The 19,651-nt window shown below is 45.5% G+C and carries 13 protein-coding genes and 1 riboswitch; of the genes, 10 read left to right on the top strand and 3 right to left on the bottom strand.

Annotation, left to right across the window (positions count from 1 at the left end):
- Window positions 1-35: 35 nt before the first annotated feature.
- The 10 genes from QME20_RS04065 (at window position 36) to QME20_RS04020 (ending at window position 15,368) form a co-directional block, all read left to right on the top strand.
- Window positions 36-2,939: a nitrate reductase gene (locus QME20_RS04065; protein WP_281715494.1), complete on the top strand. Its 2,904-nt coding sequence runs from the start codon at window positions 36-38 to the stop codon at window positions 2,937-2,939.
- 12 nt (window positions 2,940-2,951) lie between these two features.
- Entirely contained in the window at window positions 2,952-3,935 is a 984-nt protein-coding gene (gene cobA / locus QME20_RS04060) for a uroporphyrinogen-III C-methyltransferase (RefSeq protein ID WP_187446209.1), read from the top strand.
- Complete coding sequence (locus QME20_RS04055) at window positions 3,919-4,905, top strand: glycosyl transferase family protein (protein ID WP_202941193.1); 987 nt, start codon at window positions 3,919-3,921, stop codon at window positions 4,903-4,905. The genes cobA and QME20_RS04055 overlap by 17 nt, the downstream gene beginning before the upstream one ends.
- 271 nt (window positions 4,906-5,176) lie before the next feature.
- The gene (locus tag QME20_RS04050; protein ID WP_281715493.1) at window positions 5,177-6,568 is read left to right on the top strand and encodes a 5'-nucleotidase C-terminal domain-containing protein; all 1,392 of its coding nucleotides are present in this window, start codon (window positions 5,177-5,179) and stop codon (window positions 6,566-6,568) included.
- 4 nt (window positions 6,569-6,572) lie between these two features.
- Window positions 6,573-8,171, top strand: a complete 1,599-nt coding sequence (locus QME20_RS04045) for a GGDEF domain-containing protein (RefSeq protein ID WP_239218768.1) — start codon at window positions 6,573-6,575, stop codon at window positions 8,169-8,171.
- A 283-nt stretch (window positions 8,172-8,454) separates the two neighbouring features.
- Window positions 8,455-9,771, top strand: coding sequence for a methyl-accepting chemotaxis protein (locus tag QME20_RS04040; RefSeq protein ID WP_239218766.1), 1,317 nt, complete (start codon window positions 8,455-8,457; stop codon window positions 9,769-9,771).
- Between the two features lie 571 nt (window positions 9,772-10,342).
- Window positions 10,343-11,752 (top strand): CmpA/NrtA family ABC transporter substrate-binding protein, encoded by a 1,410-nt coding sequence (locus QME20_RS04035; RefSeq protein WP_239218764.1) that lies wholly within the window; start codon window positions 10,343-10,345, stop codon window positions 11,750-11,752.
- 88 nt (window positions 11,753-11,840) lie between these two features.
- A complete protein-coding gene (locus QME20_RS04030) occupies window positions 11,841-12,836 on the top strand; it encodes an ABC transporter permease (protein ID WP_039224486.1) in 996 nt (331 codons plus the stop codon).
- 16 nt (window positions 12,837-12,852) lie between these two features.
- Window positions 12,853-13,755 (top strand): ABC transporter ATP-binding protein, encoded by a 903-nt coding sequence (locus tag QME20_RS04025; RefSeq protein WP_039224488.1) that lies wholly within the window; start codon window positions 12,853-12,855, stop codon window positions 13,753-13,755.
- Between the two features lie 392 nt (window positions 13,756-14,147).
- The gene (locus QME20_RS04020; protein WP_239218762.1) at window positions 14,148-15,368 is read left to right on the top strand and encodes an alginate export family protein; all 1,221 of its coding nucleotides are present in this window, start codon (window positions 14,148-14,150) and stop codon (window positions 15,366-15,368) included.
- Between the two features lie 58 nt (window positions 15,369-15,426).
- On the opposite strand, the gene QME20_RS04015 is transcribed toward QME20_RS04020, so the two are convergent.
- The 3 genes from QME20_RS04015 to QME20_RS04005 form a co-directional block, all read right to left on the bottom strand.
- A complete protein-coding gene (locus tag QME20_RS04015) occupies window positions 15,427-16,017 on the bottom strand; it encodes an HD domain-containing protein (protein ID WP_014948247.1) in 591 nt (196 codons plus the stop codon).
- 85 nt (window positions 16,018-16,102) lie between these two features.
- Entirely contained in the window at window positions 16,103-16,735 is a 633-nt protein-coding gene (locus QME20_RS04010) for a thiol:disulfide interchange protein DsbA/DsbL (protein ID WP_168534372.1), read from the bottom strand.
- A 308-nt stretch (window positions 16,736-17,043) separates the two neighbouring features.
- Complete coding sequence (locus QME20_RS04005; protein ID WP_239218760.1) at window positions 17,044-18,966, bottom strand: TonB-dependent receptor; 1,923 nt, start codon at window positions 18,964-18,966, stop codon at window positions 17,044-17,046.
- Between the two features lie 89 nt (window positions 18,967-19,055).
- Window positions 19,056-19,290, bottom strand: a riboswitch (cobalamin riboswitch).
- Between the last annotated feature and the right edge of the window lie 361 nt (window positions 19,291-19,651).

Raw genomic sequence — 19,651 nt, 5'->3', positions numbered from 1 at the left:
CATTCAAAAGCTGTGAAATCGAAAAAGGTAATGAAATGAATATGCCTACACGACAACCCGACATGATGTCTGAACAATTAAGACAAACAACATGCCCATACTGCGGCGTAGGGTGTGGTGTAGATATCAGTTGCAACGTAAGCCCGCGTGCCATAACCCTGGACACTGTTAAAGGCACGCCAGAGCATCCCGCCAATTATGGAAGATTGTGTGTTAAAGGAACAAACCTGCTTGAAACAAACGACGTAAACGGACGTTTGCTTCACCCAACCATGGCAGGTCAATCGGTGGATTGGGACACGGTCACCGATGTGATTGCGGATAAGATCACCTCTACCATTGCGCAGTATGGCGCGGATGCCGTTGCTTTTTATGTATCAGGTCAGCTTCTCACCGAAGACTATTACATTGCCAATAAGCTTATGAAAGGTTACATAGGCAGTGCCAATATCGATACGAATTCACGCCTATGTATGTCATCAGCCGTTGCCGCGTACAAGCGTGCGTTCGGTGAAGATGTAGTGCCTTGCGATTACACCGACTTAGAATGTACAGATTTACTGGTGATCACCGGGAGTAATACGGCGTGGGCGCACCCAGTGCTTTTTCAACGCATTCAGCGAGCAAAGCTGAAAAATCCGAATATGAAGGTCATTGTTGTTGACCCACGCAAAACCGAAACCTGTACCATTGCCGATTTACACCTTCCTATAAAACCGGGTAGCGACGTAGCCCTATTTAACGGTTTACTCAGCTATGCAAACGCACAAGGTCGTATAAACAAATCCATTGTTGAGAGCTATGCCGAGGGGCTTGATGAAACGCTCAAAAGTGCAAATGCCTTAACGTTAGATGACGTTGCTGAAGTATGCGACCTGGACGTTAACAGTATTAAGGCCTTCTTTGATGCCTTCTGCAAAGCCTCTAGCGCAATTACTTTTTATTCTATGGGCGTAAACCAGTCTTCTGCTGGTGTGGATAAAGCCCAAGCCATTATCAACTGTCATTTAGCAATGGATTTAATTGCTAAAGACGGTTGTGGCCCGTTTTCGATCACTGGCCAGCCAAATGCCATGGGTGGTCGTGAGGTCGGTGGGTTAGCCAATATGCTAGCTGCACATATGGACCTTGAAAACCCTGAGCATATCAGCGCTGTTAAAACCTATTGGAATGCCCCTGTTATGCCCAAAGGGCAGGGGCTTAAAGCTGTTGATTTGTTTAATGCAATTGAGAGTGGAAAGGTAAAATTCGTTTGGATAATGGGGACGAACCCCGTTGTCAGTATGCCAAATCGCGGTCAAGTTGAACGCGCACTTTCTAAATGTGACATGGTGGTGGTGTCTGATATTGTTGAGTCTAACGATACGCTTAACTACGCGCACATTGCTCTTCCTGCCACGGGGTGGTCGGAAAAAGACGGCACGGTAACAAACTCAGAGCGCCGTATTTCACGTCAGCGCGGTATATTGCCCCCACCAGGTAGTGCAAAACACGATTGGCAAATACTATGCGAAGTGGCGGGTAAAATGGGCTTTGGCGAGGCATTTAATTTTACCCATCCGTCACAAATATTCTGCGAATACGCTGGGCTAACCGGCTATCAAAATAACGGTAAGCGACAATTAGACCTGTCACCTTTACAAGCGTTAAGTGAAGCTCAGTACAATGGGCTATCGCCTTTGCAGTGGCCTTTTCACACAGTTATAAAAGCTGAGAATACGGCCAGTTCTAATTCTAAATCTAACCCTAACCCTCGCCTTACCAGTAAACGTCCTTTTGAAGATAAACGGTTTTCAACCCCTAGTGGCAAAGCGAAACTTATTCCCGTAACTTACAGAGCGCCACTGCAGGTAACATCAGACGCTTATCCTTTTGTTGTGAACAGCGGCCGAGCGCGAGATCAGTGGCATACTATGACACGCACGGGTAAAGCGGCAAAGTTACTGGCTCATATGCCAAGTGCTTGCGTGCATATCAACCCTAAAGACGCTGCTGAATTGGGCGTTGAAGATGGAAGCCTCGTTTCTCTTTCAAGTGCAGTGTGTAAAGACGCCCCTGTTATTTATCCGGTTAAAGCGGATACGGATATGCGCAAAGGGGAAGTATTCATTCCCATTCACTGGTCGGCGCAATGGGGTTCGCACAGTAAACTAGGCGCACTTTACGCCAGCGCGGTAGACCCTATTTCAGGGCAGCCAGAGTTAAAACACGCGGCGGTAGCTATCGCGCCTGCTCATTTCGCTACCTACGGCAAGCTCTTTGTTTCATCAGTAAACCAATCAGCACATAATTCAAAACTTAATCCGTTTAGTGAAGACGCACTAAAGCATGCGTGTGATTACTGGAATACGACACCGCTTGAAAGCACAGAGGCGTCTTCACCTTTAAATAACTCGGATGCAGCATTATCAGTATTGAATGTTGCTTCGAACAAAGGTCGTCGGGATTTTACCCAAGGGTTGATACCTCTGCTGCCGCAAAACGCGGTGCTATTGCAGTTTCATCATCATACATACTCAGTATGCCTTGCGCTTGTCGATGATACTCTTTGTTTCGCGGCGTTTTTGGGCGATGAGCCAGAAAAGGGTGAAAGGGCACCAGCAACTGCACATACAACAGCGCAGGCAGCGCCACATTCAAAAAGCACATGGTCAGTACCTAACGAATGGCTTGCCAGTCTTCTCAACACATCTATTTCTACAGACATACAGCGCAATTTAATACGTGGCCAAGTAGACGACGCATTTTTAAATGGTGATGTAGTTTGTAGCTGCTTTGAAGTGCGCGAAAAAACCATTACACATGCCATCGAAGAAGGCTGTAGTTCGGTGGCAGAGCTTGGTGAAGCATTAAAGTGTGGTACGAATTGTGGCTCGTGCAAGCCCGCCTTGTCTCAGCTGATAGACAAGCATTTAGTCATTGAAATTCAATCTGTTTAGGAGCGTTAAATCATGTCAATTGCATCTAGTTGGTCGTTACCGTTTTTGCGCACCTTATTTAAACCGCAGAAACCTTTGTTAAACCTCTTTTATCGCGATGCTATTTCTACCTCGGTCACGACCGTGACGACGCGCCAGCGCTCCGATAATCCAAAAGCTCCAGCTAAGCATTCATACTTTGGCAAGTGGTTGAAGTTAGCAAACAGGCAAACTGAAGGTCATAAACAAGGGCAGGTGTTCATCGTCGGTGCTGGCCCTGGTGATGCCGAGTTACTTACGTTAAAAGCGTTTCGTCTTCTGCAACAAGCCGATGTCGTGCTGTTCGATGCTTTAGTCAGCGAAGATATTCTCGCGCTAATTCCCTCTAAAGTGGTGAAAGAATATGTAGGGAAACGCTGCAAAAAGCATAGCTTTACCCAAGACGCTATATGCAAGCGAGTGGTTGAATTGGCAAGCAACGGTCACACTGTCGTACGGTTAAAAGGCGGTGACCCAGCCCTATTTGCAAGAACCTGCGAAGAAACCGATGCACTCACAAAAGCCAACATTCCTTTTGCTATTGTTCCTGGTATTACGGCAGCATCGGGTGTGTCAGCCTATACGGGGATCCCTTTAACCGACAGGCGTTGTGCTCAGTCGGTGAGTTTTATGACCGCACATTTTAAGGACGTGGATCAATGGCCAGAGATGGCACCCATGGCGCAAAATGTATTGAAGCAAACCATGGTGGTTTATATGGGGCTAAGCCGACTTGAAGGGCTATACAAAGGCTTGATTCATCACAACGTGCCAACCACATGGCCAGTAGCGGCAATTGAAAATGCCACTTCGCCTGAACAGCGCGTGATTACTGGCGTGCTTGCCGATATTCATAGCAAGGTAGAAGCAGCAAATTTAACGGGGCCTACGTTACTTATATTTGGAAAGGTGGTAGAGTCTCGTCAACAGGTAAATACTCTTCTATTACATTCATCCAAGCATGCAGCAACCATTTAGTGAATACATAAAAATTATTGGAAAAGGTCAAAAAGGGGGGCGTAGCCTTACCCGTGATGAGGCTTATCATGCCATGAAAATGGTATTGGCCAATGAAGTGACAGGCGATCAACGCGGCGCATTTCTTATGTTGCTGCGTACCCGTGAAGAAACACCAGAAGAAGTTATTGGCTTTGTCGATGCATGCAGAGAGCTGATAGAGCCAGAAGTTAAAAACCTCACCCCCACGTTAGATATTGGCTGCTACGCGGGAAAGCGTCGCCAGTTACCGTGGTACTTATTGGCCGTAGCGGTTCTAGCCAACAATGGTTACTCGGTTATGCTTCACGGTGCGCATGAACCGGGTTCGGGACGCCTTTATGCAAGTATAGCGTTACCCCAATTGGGCCTGTCTGAAGTTAGCAGTATTGAAGATGCCAAACAGCAGTTAACGGATAAAGGGGTGACTTACCTTGATTTGTCTTATTTGCTGCCTGCGCTCGACACAATTATTAAGCTTCGTGAGGTATTTGGCCTGCGTTCATGCGCTAACACCCTCGCAAGGTTGTTGAATCCCACCGCTGCACAATTTTGCGTACAGGGCGTTTACCATATGCATCTTGACCACAAACACTGCCGCGTTAATGAAAATTATCCATCTATAGATGCGCTTTGTTTTCGTGGTGATGGCGGAGATCCTGAAGTTAATGGTGAACGGGAAACTGAGCTATTTATTACCAGAAATGGTGAGACCGAAGAAGTAATAATGCCGGTGGTTGCTGACAAATGGGCGCTTAAAGATAAAGACATGAACGTTAACGACATGCTTGATGTGTGGGCGGGTAACGCGAGTAGCCTTTACGGTGAACAAGCCGTTTTGAGTACACTTGCCAGCTATTTAGTGCTGCTACAAAAGTGTGATGTCGCAGATGCCCTATCGCAGGCAAGGCAGCTTTGGGCACAGCGCGATAAAAGCGCAACGCCATTTTAAGGTCACCTGCGTTTTCCGAGCGGGCAATTATCTATATTGCTTGATATAAAGCCCTTCTTTTTAAGGAAAAATAGCCAATCGTCGCATTGACTTAATCGTTGCTATACTTGTTAATAGTAATAACAAGTTTTCCTTAAGTGGTGTTATGCGAATCACGCAATGGCTCGTATTTTTAGCTAGCCTGTCGCTCATATTTCGAGCAGGTTATGCTGTATCTGAAAATCGAGAACAGGTCACAACCTCTAGCGTAACTTTCGTACTAACCGCAGATATGCCTAATATTAGCGACGCACGCACAGGGCGTTACGCTAATCTTCAAACCCTCGTAAAACAACAGCGGCAAATTAGTGAAACCGTCTTCTTCATTTTCGGCGGTGGCTCGATTGGGCCGAGCGCGCTATCCTCGTTTGACCGTGGCTCCCACATTATTGATATTCTCAATTCCCTTGAGCCAGATGTGATGGGGGTCACAAAGAGAGAATTTAGTTTCTATGAGGATGAATTATCTCTTCGTTCTTATGAAGCAGCCTTTCCATTGGTAGCCAGCAACGTAATAGACAACCGAGTGGGGCGTTCCCCTGATGGCCTGCACACTTCTGTGATTGTAGAAAAAGAAGAATTAACTCTTGGTGTTATATCAGTTTTACATGAGAGAGTGATAGAAGAGTACCAATTATCTGATATTACTATAACGCCTCCTCAAAAAGCCATCATGGAGGAGTCTAAAAGATTGCGACAGCAAGGCGCAGATATTATTTTGCTTCACTATTCCTACCCGTTCCCTTTTATTAATACCATGCTGAACAAACGCATTATTGATGTCGCTTTTATAACAGACAGTCGCTTGGACGAGAAAAATATGCTCGAAACTACGCGTCATCCTAATAGTATGGTACTGACACAGCAGGGAACCGCTGTCGTTGCTAGTTTCGTTAAAAGTGCTGGGTGGCAAGCAACGTCGTATACCGAACAGCCGTTAGAAGATATAGAGGCTGATGCTGAGTTAAACGAGCAACTCATTGAGTATGAAGCGCGCCTAAAGCGGTTGTTAAATATCCAAATTGGCGAATGGAAGATTGCCGTTTCGACCGCGCGCAAAGAAGTGAGAAGTGAAGAGAATCCTTTTGTAAACTTTGTCGCGGATACCATTAAACGCTATGCCAATACTGAAATTGCCTTGATAAACGGAGGCAGTATCCGAGGCAACAAACAATATACGGCAGGTGCACCAATTACTCGGCAAGATATTGTCACCGAAATGCCGTTTCGCGCGCATGTAGTAGCTTTAGATATAACTGGCGCTCAGTTGATTCAAGCTCTGGAAGAGGGGCTTTCGCAATATCAAAATTTAAAAGGTGGTTTTCCTCATGTATCGGGTATGTCTTATAGTTTCGACCCTTCAGCGAAAGTTTTTCAACGAGTAAAAAATGTCACCATTAATGGAAAGCGAATCGATAAATCGAAAACCTATTCACTGGCTACAAGTAACTTTCTGGCCAATGGCGGAGACGGTTTCTATGCATTAAAGAATGCCGAAAAGCGTCCGCCCTTAAGCACACGTCCCCCTCAAATATCAGACCTTGTTATGCAGGCCATCGTCAACCAATACGATATAAAGCCTAAAACTGATAACCGCATAATAAATATGGCAAAAGGCGGTTGATCAGATGCAGCATAAGAAAAAGACCTTGTATCTGTTTATCATTGCACAATGCAGTGTGATGGGATTTTTTCTTTTGATACTGGTGTTGTCGCTGCTGCGTTTAAATGACGTGCGAAAAGTGCTTGACGATATCACCTCGTCTTCTATCCCCACTCTTAGCCAAGCTACTGAAATTACGCGTGAAGTTCAGCACTTAATTTCACTTACTGCGCGATTAACATCGTCTGAGAGCCAATCGTCTCGGCGTATTGTCAAAACTCAGTTAGATGAAACGATAGAGCGCCTGGATTCCTCCAATTTGAAACTTGAGAAGGGAGACAAGTACTTAGCGACGCAACTGAATGTACTTACATTAGAAATAGAAGAACTAAACGCATTAGTGCGTCAGCGAATTGATGTTGAAAAAGAAGTGCGGGTGGAAAGGGAAGTACTCTTTACTTACTTGAACAATATTTTCGAAGACAATAAATCGCAGTATGTGGGTATTCAATCTTCTCAAACGCTGGTTCCTCTGATATTACAAATTGCCCAAATAAATCAGCAGTTCCAACTGCATGAGTTACGCAAGTTAGAGGACAGTATTGAAGAAAGCATCGCTTCCTTGCGTGAGGCGACATCGCTAGACAAGCGCAGCAGCGAACTGGTAAGAGCGCTAGAGGAGGGGGTATTAGGTAAATGGGGCATGATTGATAAACAAGCTAATGTTATGCGTATTCGTGGACGTTCAAGAGGGCGAGGCAGTTTTGTTGAGCACTTGGCTGAAGAAGTCGCGTCAAATATTGAGTTTAGGGCATCTTCAATCACAAAAGACACCTCTTCTTACGCATTGTCTGCCAACCAGGCCGTGTCCAAACAAATAACCCTGTCATTGGCACTCTCATTAATTGTGATGATTATTTGTTGCGCCATCATCTTCTTCATCTACAAACGTATTATTCTGCGTTTAATTGCTTTAACCAATTTGGTTGAAAAAAATAGTGACGAGGTAGCAAGCTTCGAAGGCAGTGACGAGATATCTCGCCTGGCTAAAACCTTTGCACTGTATTTTGAGAGAGTGAAGAGCCAAGAAACCGAATTGATTCGTTTGTCACTTAGCGATCCGCTCACTAACATCCCAAACCGACGGGCGTTTGAAATGGAAATGGAAAAGGTAATAGCAATGTCAAAACGGTATGAATGGCCGTTGACGGTGATTATCTTGGATGTCGATAGTTTCAAACTTTACAATGACAATTATGGTCACCCTAAAGGGGATGAATGCCTGAAAGCCGTCGCTATTGGGCTTAATGAAGTTATTACCCGTAATACTGATTTTTGTGCTCGATACGGTGGTGAGGAGTTCGTAGCGATTTTGCCTAATATCGATGAGAAAGGCGCGAAGGTGAAAGCTGAAGAGATTCGAGATGCGATAGAATCATTAGGGATAGAGCACAGCAAGAGCACAGTTTCACCCGTAATTACCGCAAGTTTGGGCGTTGCAACGGTCAATTTCGTTAATCACCACAACTGGACGTTAACTTCGATCCTTAATACCGCTGACAGAGCTTTGTACGACGCCAAAACGGGCGGCCGGAATCGTTGCGTGCTTTCATCGCTGCCATGAGTATTTTTGTATAGCAAAAAGTAGCGCGTTTATGTCAATGCCCAAACTGGGCTATCTTTAATCTTTATTGAACAAAAAAATTTAGTTTTATTTGTGTGAAACATCAATAAACTTCACTTCCTCTGCTATCTTTAATCAAAACCAATAAATACTAGCTTATCGTTTCAGACAACTAACCGTATTTCAGTGTGATACGCCAGTGCCTATTTTGTCAGGGTGGCTTCGTTATGAGCTAAGTCGGCTGATAAATAATGCGTGAAACGAAGTTCATTAGGAGCGCAGGATGTTTTTCAAAAATAAAGAGTTGATAGCCGAAAACCAACGTTTGGAAAAGGAAATGGCGGCACATGAAACGGTTAAGGAAGAGCTTCGTGAAGAAATGTTGTACATTGAGTTGAATGCAGACGGACGTATAAGTGCAATTAATGATCTATATACTCAAGCAACAGGATTTAAGATTTCAGAGCTAGAAGGGAAGTCTCTTGAAAGCTTGATGGATCCGAAATCGCTCAAAAAATCGGACGTTCAAGATATGCTAGGCGCTATTAAAAATCATCGTCATTGGCATGGCGCAGTTAGATTCAACAATGCAAAAGGTCATGAGATTTGGGTAAGAGGAATCATACAGCCCATAGACGACGCCTATGGAAATGTGAAGTGTATTTCTTTCTATATGGCAGAGCAAACGCGCAATATTTCTTACAGTAATGAGCTTAGAGATATGATTGCCGCGCTTCATCGCTCTTCTGCTGTTATTGAATTTAACCTTGATGGCACCATCATAAAAGCCAACGAAAACTTTTTGAAAGGTTTGGGGTACAAGCTGGAGCAACTAGTTGGGAAGCATCACAGGATCTTTTGCACAGAGCAAGAGGCGAACTCGGAAGAATATAAACATTTTTGGCGTGGGCTAGCGCAAGGACAGTTAGAATCTGGACGCTACAAACGCATTGATAGCCGAGGGAATGACGTGTGGCTAGAAGCGTCATATAACCCCATCAGAAACGAAGATGGTCAGCTTTATAAAGTAGTGAAATTCGCAACGGTAATTACAGAGCAAATGAAGCGGGAGTTCGCCATTTCTGAAGCCGCCAACGTTGCATTCAACATTTCGCAAGAAACTGGAGAGCAAGCTCGTAAGGGAAATCAAGTGCTCGATTCTACGGTTAAGGCGATGAACGAATTAACGAAACAGATGGGCAATGCGAGTGAAGGTATTAAGGACCTAGATGAGCAATCCCAAAAAGTTGCGGACTTGGTTAAAAGTATTAGCGGAATTGCCGATCAAACTAATTTATTGGCGCTTAACGCTGCTATTGAAGCTGCACGTGCAGGCGATCAAGGGCGTGGTTTCGCGGTGGTTGCCGATGAAGTCAGGCAGCTAGCGTCGCGAACCAGTAGCGCAACTGAAGAAATCGTAAACGTCGTCGTAGAAAACAGAAAGTTAACAGAAAATGCAGTTCAGTTAATTGAAGCGGGTCAGGAAAAAGCGCGCGAAGCCTTAGAGTATTCAACGCAGTCAGGCAAAGCAATGAGCGAAATCCAAAGCGGTGCCAATGAAGTGGTAAACGCTATCGGGCAATTTACTAAACGCCTCTAGAAAATTAGCGACACAATCAGACGGCTTTAGTCATTGGCCATATTTGTTCAACCTTGGTATCTGCTTTCGCGCACCAAGGTTGAACCCCCCCCCTGTTTTGGTGCACCAAAACGAATTCATTCTCACTTTTCTCTTACCTCAATAGTGTAAATGTTCATAAATTTTAATGGCTTACATTTCTGGCACGATGGGTGCTAATTAATCCGTGCAACAGCAACGTTGCTGTACAAAGCAACGGGTGCAAACACAAATGCGATGGCAGAGTGGAGTGCACAACACTTACCATAGGGTAAACAAATAGGATTCAGCGGAGAACGGTAAGGAAGCATCATCATCTCCGGCATTTATGGCAAGTGCATAATAATAAAAAATAAAGATGGTTTTATAAGCTAAAGCTTTTAATAAACCTCCCTTAAAGATGAGGTGTGTGAGCGGGAATTCCTGACTTACCATTAACAACTTGATGCGTTTGTAAGAACTCCGATATTACAAACACGGCAACGAAGCCCACCATGCTCGACGGTTAAACGTCGTACGCTGGTGGGTTTTTTTTTGGCTACGAGGAACACGTATGACTGGGTTAAAGACAACATCACTGCTAAAACGCTTTCGAACGGCGAGTGCTGGAGTATGTGCAGCACTTGCCGTCTCTGTAGCAAGTTTTTCTGCGAGTGTGGCAGCACAAGCGCCAGCGGTAGGCTGGCCTGAGAAGGAAGAACTTAAGTTTGGTTTTATCAAGCTCACTGATATGGCACCGCTTGCTGTGGCGTACGAAAAAGGCTTTTTTGAAGATGAGGGCCTCTACGTTACGTTGGAAGCACAGGCTAACTGGAAAGTACTGCTTGACCGCGTAATTGACGGCCAATTAGATGGCGCCCACATGTTGGCTGGTCAGCCCCTTGGCGCGACCATTGGTTTCGGTACGGAATCGCATGTGGTAACAGCGTTCAGCATGGATCTCAACGGAAATGGTATTACCGTTTCTAATGAAATTTGGGACAAAATGAAGGCGCATATTCCACAGGAAAATGGCAAGCCAGTACATCCCATTAAGGCCGATTATTTAAAGCCAGTGGTTGATGAATACCGCAACGCAGGAAAGCCGTTCAACATGGGAATGGTCTTTCCGGTTTCTACGCACAACTACGAGCTACGCTATTGGCTAGCGGCAGGTGGAATTCACCCTGGATATTATGCGCCGCATAAAGGTGACACAGCAGGTCAAATAGACGCTCAGGCACTGTTGTCTGTAACACCTCCACCGCAAATGCCAGCGACGATGGAAGCCGGCACTATCTATGGCTACTGCGTGGGCGAACCTTGGAACCAACAGGCAGTATTCAAAGGTATTGGTGTACCTGTGATCACCGATTACGAAATTTGGAAAAATAACCCTGAAAAAGTGTTCGGCGTAAGCCAAGGCTGGGCAGAAAAATACCCTAATACGCACATTCGTGTGGTTAAAGCACTAATTCGTGCGGCAATGTGGCTGGATGAGAATGACAATGCTAACCGCCCTGAAGCAGTAAAGATTCTTGCCAAGAGTAACTACGTAGGTGCGGATGAAAACGTACTGGCTAACAGCATGACAGGTACTTTCGAATACGAGAAGGGTGACAAGCGCGACGTGCCCGACTTTAATGTGTTCTTCCGCTACAACGCTACCTACCCCTATTACAGCGACGCTATCTGGTATCTCACACAAATGCGCCGTTGGGGCCAGATTTCAGAAGCAAAGTCTGACGACTGGTATAAAGAAACAGCTAAAAAAGTCTATAAACCTGAGGTTTATGCTCAGGCAGCTAAAGCACTCATTGCCGAAGGTAAAGCTAAAGCGTCTGATTTCCCTGAGTTTGCAACGGAAACAGGCTACAAGCCGCCTCAGAGCGAATTCATTGATGGCGTGACGTTTGATGGAAGCAAGCCTAACGCTTATTTAGAGCAATTTAAGATAGGACTTAAGGGCGACACTGTACTGTAAGTGTCAGGTTCAATGGCCCCGACTTCAGTTCTAACTAGGGCGGGGCATAAACCGCGCAATAGCGCACATCATGTGTCAGGAGCAAGCAATGAGCAAGATGACAACCATTCTTCGCCTTCCATCGTCGCCGTCAAACGCCAACTCTTTGTTGAGCCGTTTATATCAATCCACGCCTGCGTTGCTGCTGCCTGTTATTGGCTTGCTGATGTTTTTGGCCATTTGGAATGGTGTAGCAAAAAGTATCGACACGTCGCTGGGGCAGTTCCCAGGGCCCGCACAAGTTTTTGAGCAAGCCGGTGCGTTAATTGACGAGCATATTGCACAGCGCGAAAAAGCAGACGCTTTCTATCAACGTCAAGAAGCAAGAAATGCAGCGCGTGTAGCGCAGGACCCTACTTATCAGCCAAAAATTAGAGAATTCACCGGTGCGCCAACGTTTTTTGATCAGATATGGACAAGCCTTTACACCGTCATGGTTGGATTCTTAATTGCATCAGTCGTGGCGGTTCCCGTGGGTATACTATGTGGTCTAAGTAAATCTGCTTACACCGCAATAAATCCACTTATCCAGTTGTTTAAGCCTGTGTCTCCATTGGCATGGCTGCCGCTGGTGACTATGGTGGTAAGTGCCCTTTATGTCAGCGATGAGCCGGCCTTTTCTAAATCATTCGTGACCTCTGCTTTTACGGTTTCGCTTTGTTGTTTATGGCCAACCCTTATTAACACCGCAGTAGGCGTATCAAATATTGATAAGGACCTAATCAACGTAAGTAAGGTATTGCGCCTTACGCCGTTTGCTCATCTCACCAAAATAGTACTTCCATCTTCTATCCCCATGATTTTTACAGGACTTAGATTGTCGCTTGGTATTGGCTGGATGGTACTGATTGCGGCAGAAATGCTTGCCCAAAACCCGGGCCTAGGAAAGTTTGTGTGGGATGAATTCCAAAACGGAAGTTCAGAGTCGCTAGCGAGAATCATGGTCGCAGTGCTCACCATTGGCGCTATTGGCTTTGTGCTAGACCGCCTAATGTTATCGATTCAGCGCGCTGTAAGCTGGGACAAGTCGAGCGTACTACGCTAATTTTGAGGAGAATTTTATGCACACTAAACACTTAGAGTTAGAGCAGGTGGGTATCGACTTCCCCACACCGAAGGGGCCATTTACTGCGCTTCAAGATGTAAATCTTAAAATCAGCAAAGGTGAATTTGTGTCGTTAATTGGTCATTCGGGCTGCGGTAAATCAACGGTGCTGAATATCGTCGCAGGTTTGCACCAAGCTACTACCGGCGGCGTAATTTTAGATGGCGCAGAAGTGAAGCAGCCTGGACCTGAACGCGCAGTAGTCTTTCAAAACCATTCTTTATTACCTTGGCTTACGGTATACAAGAATGTTGAGCTGGCCGTAAAATCGACCATGCGAGGCAAGAGTAAAAACGAGATGCGTGACTGGATCATGCACAACCTAGAGCTTGTGCACATGACCCACGCCCTTGATAAATTACCCAGTGAAATATCAGGTGGTATGAAACAGCGAGTGGGCATTGCACGAGCGTTGGCAATGGAGCCAAAAGTGCTGCTAATGGATGAACCGTTCGGTGCGCTAGACGCCCTAACTCGCGCTCACCTTCAAGACTCGCTAATGGAAATTCATGCTGATTTGGGTAACACGGTTATTATGATTACTCACGATGTGGATGAAGCGGTATTGCTATCAGACCGCATTGTTATGATGAATAACGGCCCGGCAGCCACCATTGGCGAAATTCTAGATATTGAGTTGCCGCGTCCGCGAGATAGATTAGCACTTGCAGATAACAAGCAGTACAACCACTACAGACATGAAGTCTTAACTTTCCTTTACGACAAACAAAAGAAGGTTGAAACCGTTTCGTCACGCGCCAACCAATCGCCTACAACTAACAAACATTCACAACAGCTAGCAAAACCCAGCGGGGTGTCATCTGAAAAAAAAGACGCTAAGAAGTCAGATGCCGCCTAGCTTTATCGGCACCTGACTAGGGCGGAAGCCTTTTCCGCCAACTAACCAAAACCATCACTTTTAACCAGCATTCTACTGCTGGCTGGGTAAGTGTTGACTTCTGGGCCTGTTGGCCTTTGTTGTACAAGTTTTGGTCTAAATGGAAGCCTTTTAATCGCGAAACAGTCCTGCAAGCCTAGTGGGCTAAGTTAAAGGACTGTGACAAAGAGTAAAAGGCTTCCATAACGACCCCTTCGGGCAGCGCCTGTGTGCCATCTATACTGCGTTGAATGTTTTCGATTTAGAACCACTAAACCGTCAAACATCCGCCTTGCCTAGATGGCACACAGACCGCTGCAAAAAATGTACAGCAAAAGCCAGCAGGCCCTCATCAATACCGATAGGGAATACACATGAACACGTTAAAAAACTTTGGCATTAAGATGCTAACAGCATCTGTTTTGACAGTATTGGGTGGAAGCGTAATGGCCGCTGACATTCACAGCGCATTAAGCGATTCAAAGGCATGGGCGGATCTGAATTTACGCTACGAAGCTGTTGATCAAGACAATGCGTTAGAAGACGCAAGTGCACTGACTTTGCGTACGCGTCTAGGGTTTAGTTCGGGTAGCGTTAATGGTTTCTCATTTACCGCTGAGGTTGAAGACAGTCGTATTGTACTTGGGCAAGATGAGTTTACTGTGGGGCCTACTGGCTTTAACGTAGGTGAGTATTCGGTCATTGCCGACCCTGAAACTACCGAAGTTGATCAAGCTTTTATTCAGTTTAAGGAAGATAACTTTACCGCCAGAGTAGGGCGACAAGTAATTACGTTGGATGACCATCGATTTGTTGGCCACGTTGGCTGGCGACAAGACCGCCAGACCTTTGATGCCGTAAGCGCTAAATATGCGGCAACAGACAATCTAGAACTATTCTATAGCTATCTTTACAAACGCAACCGCATTTTTGCTGAGGCGGCAGATTTAGATTCTAAAGATCATATTCTTCATGCTACTTATACATCCAAAATTGGCAAGTTTGTGGCTTACGCTTACCTTTTAGAAGTGGACAACGACACGGATAACGCGTTGGACACGTATGGCGTGAGCTACGACGGAAAGATGAAAGGTGAGAGCGTGAGTTGGGCTTACGGTGGTGAGTTTGCCACGCAATCAAGCGAAGCTGGCGCGGGCGAAACGGCCACCGACTTTGACGCCTCTTATTTAAATGCGTATGTCGCAGCCACGTTTTCTGGCGTGACGGCTAAGGTCGATTACGAAATACTAGGTTCTGACGATGGGTTGTACGGGTTTGCAACGCCGCTAGCTACGCTGCACAAATTCAACGGTTGGACTGATCAGTTCTTGGGCACGCCAGCACAGGGCTTAAAAGATCTTAAGTTATCTCTATCAGGTGGGCTAGCCGGTGGTAAATGGCTTTTGGCTTACCACGATTTCAGCGCTGACGACAGCAGTAACGGTGCTGACGACTTAGGCAGCGAAATTAATGTACAGTATACGAAGAAGTTTGCAGGTAAGTACAATTTTGGCATTAAGTACGGTACTTACGATGCGGGAGATATAAAGGCGGATACCAATCGCTTCTGGATGTGGATTGGTACACGCTTCTAATTGCAATACACTATTACAACGTTATGTTGTAATTAATACTACAGGTCTGGCTGAGTCGTTACTGACTTAGCCAGCCTTTTTCAACGGCCACATCAAGCTGCTGCATAACGTAGTCCCATAAAGCCGGTGCGCAAGATTTAAGGTGAGCATTACGCTTCTCAATTTTCTCCCTTGCAATACCGTGACGCTTCCAGCTTCCTCCGTTGTCTTTCATATTTTGAAATACGGGAAGTACGCGGTCCATTGATTTTGCAAATTCTGCATCGGCGGTTTCCGCTGCTTCAAACTCAAGCCATAAATCGAGCATTTCACTACTAAGTGGACTCGGCAATAAACCAAAAATGCGCTTAGCGGCAGCTACTTCTTTCTCGGCTTGTGCGTCGTGATCTGTTTGATGATTGAAAGCAAACATGTCGCCAGCATCAATTTCCACAATATCGTGAATAAGGATCATGCGAATAACGCGGGTCACATCTATGGGTTTAGCCGCATATTCGCTTAGCATATTTGCCATTAATGCAACATGCCAGCTGTGCTCTGCGGAGTTTTCCTGTCGATAGTTATCACAGGGAAGGGTGATCTGGCGCTTAACTGCTTTTAGCTGGTCAAGTTCACAGATAAAGTCAGCAAAGTCACTTACTGCATACATTGGGATGCTCCAAGGCGTAAAAATGGGCGCCTGAGCGCCCATTTAATTATTCAAAATATAATGAGTGGCTAAATTATTAACCAAATTATTTCTGTTCAGATAACCACACGATTAGATCTGCGATATCGTCAAAGGTCATGTCAGCGGTAAATGTAGGTTGATATTTACCGTTGATGATGAAGCTTGGCACACCAGTTAAGTGCTCACGATACTCATCAATTTGCTGTTGATTCTTACGTACCATGCTATTTACGCCAAAGCTTTTAGCCATTTTATCAAACTCTTCACCATCTACACCGTTCACAACGAAGATATTACGAAGGTCTTTCAAACCTGTGATAGATGCACGTTGCTTGTGGATATAGTTAAAGATTGCTTTATTCATTGCGTCTTCTTGCTTCATCGCGCGGGCAATTAGCATGGCTTTAGTCGCATCGTCCTGAACTTCAGGCCCAGTGAAGCGCATAAAGTTAACGTGTACTTTATTGAATTTAGTACCGTCGCTTTTCTTTTCTTTAATCTGTGCAACGATTGGCTCGAACTGGAAGCAGTGAGGGCACCAAAATGAGAAATACTCTGTAATTACTGGCTTATCTGTAGCTTCTTTATCAAGCACAGTATAGTGAGTACCTTCTTTCCATTTAGACGCCGGCTCTTGAGCGCAGGCTGTTAGTGGCAAAAGCATTGCCATGACAAACATTACTGCAAACTTTTTCATGGAATATAATCCTATGTTCAAAAAACTATTATCGATACCGAGATTATCACAGGCTTGTTCGCTTAACTAGGACCTGTTCTACTTCAATGCCTTACTACGCGATAAGCTCACTAAAAAACGCGATTCAAGGTTTAGGTAAATGCAGTATTTTATATACGCATGATGAACAGAGTCTGAATCATCAGGCCCTAACAGAAACTCAAAGAAAAAGGGCTATAACCATGTATAGCCCTTCATTGTTTGTTAATTGCACGTTGAGTTTTGCCTTTAAGCAACGCTCAACAGAAGGTTCATTAACGTTACATCACTTACATGCTGTAGTTAACAAGAAGCAGAGCACGGCGCTCTTGACCAGCATAACCCACGATGTCTTCGTAATCGGTATCAAACACATTGTCGACTTTCAACGAAACCTGCCACTGCTTATCTATCTGATAGCCCAAATTAACGGTTGCAAGCGTATAGGCTGATAGCGCCAATGTCTGAGACGGTTCAGGGTAAGGAGGGAAGAAGGTGTCGTAATGGCTTCCTGTGTAAGCTAGCTTGGTATAGAAGCTGAACTTCTGGGTTCCAAAGTCAGTGTTGTAGGTTAATGAGCCTTGGTGACGGGCACGACGCAGTTCAGTGGTGGTTATACCATTGTCGGTTTGTTCCGCATCTAGATAACTATACGCTGCGGTAAAATCACCATAGCCACTGTCCCAGTTAAGTTCTAGGTCAATACCTTCTCGTGAGCTTTCACCGTCGATATTATCGGCACTATATGCACCCAAATCTGACACAAATACGAAGCCATTGATTTCATCTTCAAGGTCGGTAGTGTATGCGCTGATTTGTGCAGACAGTGATTTCCAGTTTGCCTTAACGCCTATTTCCCATTCTTCACTGGTTTCAGGTTCTAAGTTTGAGTTGCCGATGAAGCTTGCAGGGAAGTAGCCAAAGCGCTCGGTGAAGGTGGGGGTTTTAACAGCTTTACCATAGCTGGTAAAAACAGCGTAGTAATCGTTAAGCTGCCACGTAAGGCCACCGCGATAACTTACGGCATTGTCGAACTCACTGTTGTTGTCGAATCGTGCGCTTAGTGTTGCGGTTAGCGACTCGGTTAGCTGGCCATTTGTCTCGGCAAATACGCTATAAGTATTGTCGTGCTGCTTCTGGTTCGGATCGCCAAATGCAATTGGGCCGCGCTGGGTAAAAAGGCGCTGTAGGTATTCAACACCACCAGCAAAATCCCAGTTATCCATGGTATAGAAACCTGTCCAGTTTAACTCTATGCGCTCACCAGTGGTGCCGCCAGTGTCTGCACCTGACTCGGTGTTATCGTTATCGTCTTTGCGATAATGCGCACTTAGCGCTGAGCGATAACCTGTATTTTCCGGAGCAAATTCCCATCTTAATTTCGCACTAATTTGTGAACCATCCGTCACGTTATCTGAGTCAGCAGGAAGGCCTGTCGTCACAAAATCAGTGCCGTCGTAATCATTCTCGTACTGAACCGTGCGAAGGTTAGCTATTAACGTATGCTCCGACGTTGCGGCATAATTAATATTAATACCAGCGGTCATGTTATCGTAGCCATCATCTTCGTTACCAACACGAGATACGTTGTCGCCGTCGGTGCGAATGTAGCTGGCGTATGCTGAAACACCCACGTTATCGCTTTGCGAGCGCGCGTTCATGCTGCCCTGCAATGTACCTTGTGTGCCAACGCCAGCAGAGAAGTCTACGTGTGACGCATTATCGGCAAACTGGCCTGACTTCGTAGTAATGCTCAATACACCACCGATAGCCCCGCTGCCCCATCTTGCGCTTTGCGGGCCTCGAAGAAGTTCTATGCGCACCACGTTTGTACTAGTTAAGTGAGCAAGGTCAACCAGGCTTCCTTGGCCTACGTCGTTGGCAACAACGCCATCAATTAAAACAAGTAGATGGTTGGTTTCACCGCCGCGCACGCGCAGCTCTGTTAAGCCACCAGGACTGCCTGACTGAGACAAGCTAACGCCAGGTAGGCCGCGAATTAGATCGGTAAGTTGAAGTGCGCCCGAAGCTTTAATGTCGCTTTCAGTTAGCACCGAAACTGAACCAGGAAGTTTGGTTAACGAAATAGGCAAACGCGTGCCTGTTACTGTTAAGGTTTCAATATCTTGGTCATAAGTTTGAGCAAAGGCAGGTGTGCTTAAGCACGAAATAACTGCAGCGCTAAGGGCTGCTTTAGTAAAATGTGTACGCATGGTTTTTATGTTGTCTTTGATGCGCTCCACCCGAGCACATGATTAGGGAAAGTGCGCGTTTTTGCTTAATTATGGATGTGAGCAAGCAAACGACACCATGAAGTACAGGCCGGTATCCGGGCTTACTCACCATTACTAAAAATGTAATAGCTCTTTTGCCTTCCCATCTAATGGCGTTAAATACCTAACGCATAAAAGACAGTGGCGTATGAAAAGAAAACGACAACGCGTTGAGTTTACCGTTGCGGGGGCAGCATCAGTTTTTCACTGATTTCCCGTTTAACCCTTGTCGCCGTAGTTAATACCAATCCGCATAGATCATTGCCCACTCAGAAGGCGCTGGCAAGCTTCATAGCAAAGCGTGGGAATGCAGGAATGGCTGTTCCCTTTCAAATTCCCAGAATGCAGCTAGGAAGCTTGCCAGACCTTCCCGAAGGGCGAGTTTAAAATGTTCGTACTCTTTGTTGTGTTACCTTGATGTAGAACCACTATACCTACGGTAACACGCCGCGATTACGAACATTTTAACTCTCGCTGAGTGGGTAATTATCTATGCGGACTGGTATAATACGGAGCTAGACAAGAGCACCTACACACTGTCGATTATATCTAAGTTAAAAAGTGATAGCGAATATGGTTTCTTATACCTTACGCTTTTTCGTAACCGCCATAAGATTATCGACAA

This window comes from Alteromonas sp. CyTr2, assembly GCF_947311905.1.
Classification (GTDB): Bacteria; Pseudomonadota; Gammaproteobacteria; order Enterobacterales; family Alteromonadaceae; genus Alteromonas; species Alteromonas macleodii.
Note: the sequence above shows the minus strand (reverse complement) of the source record. Positions and strands in the feature narration are given on the sequence as shown.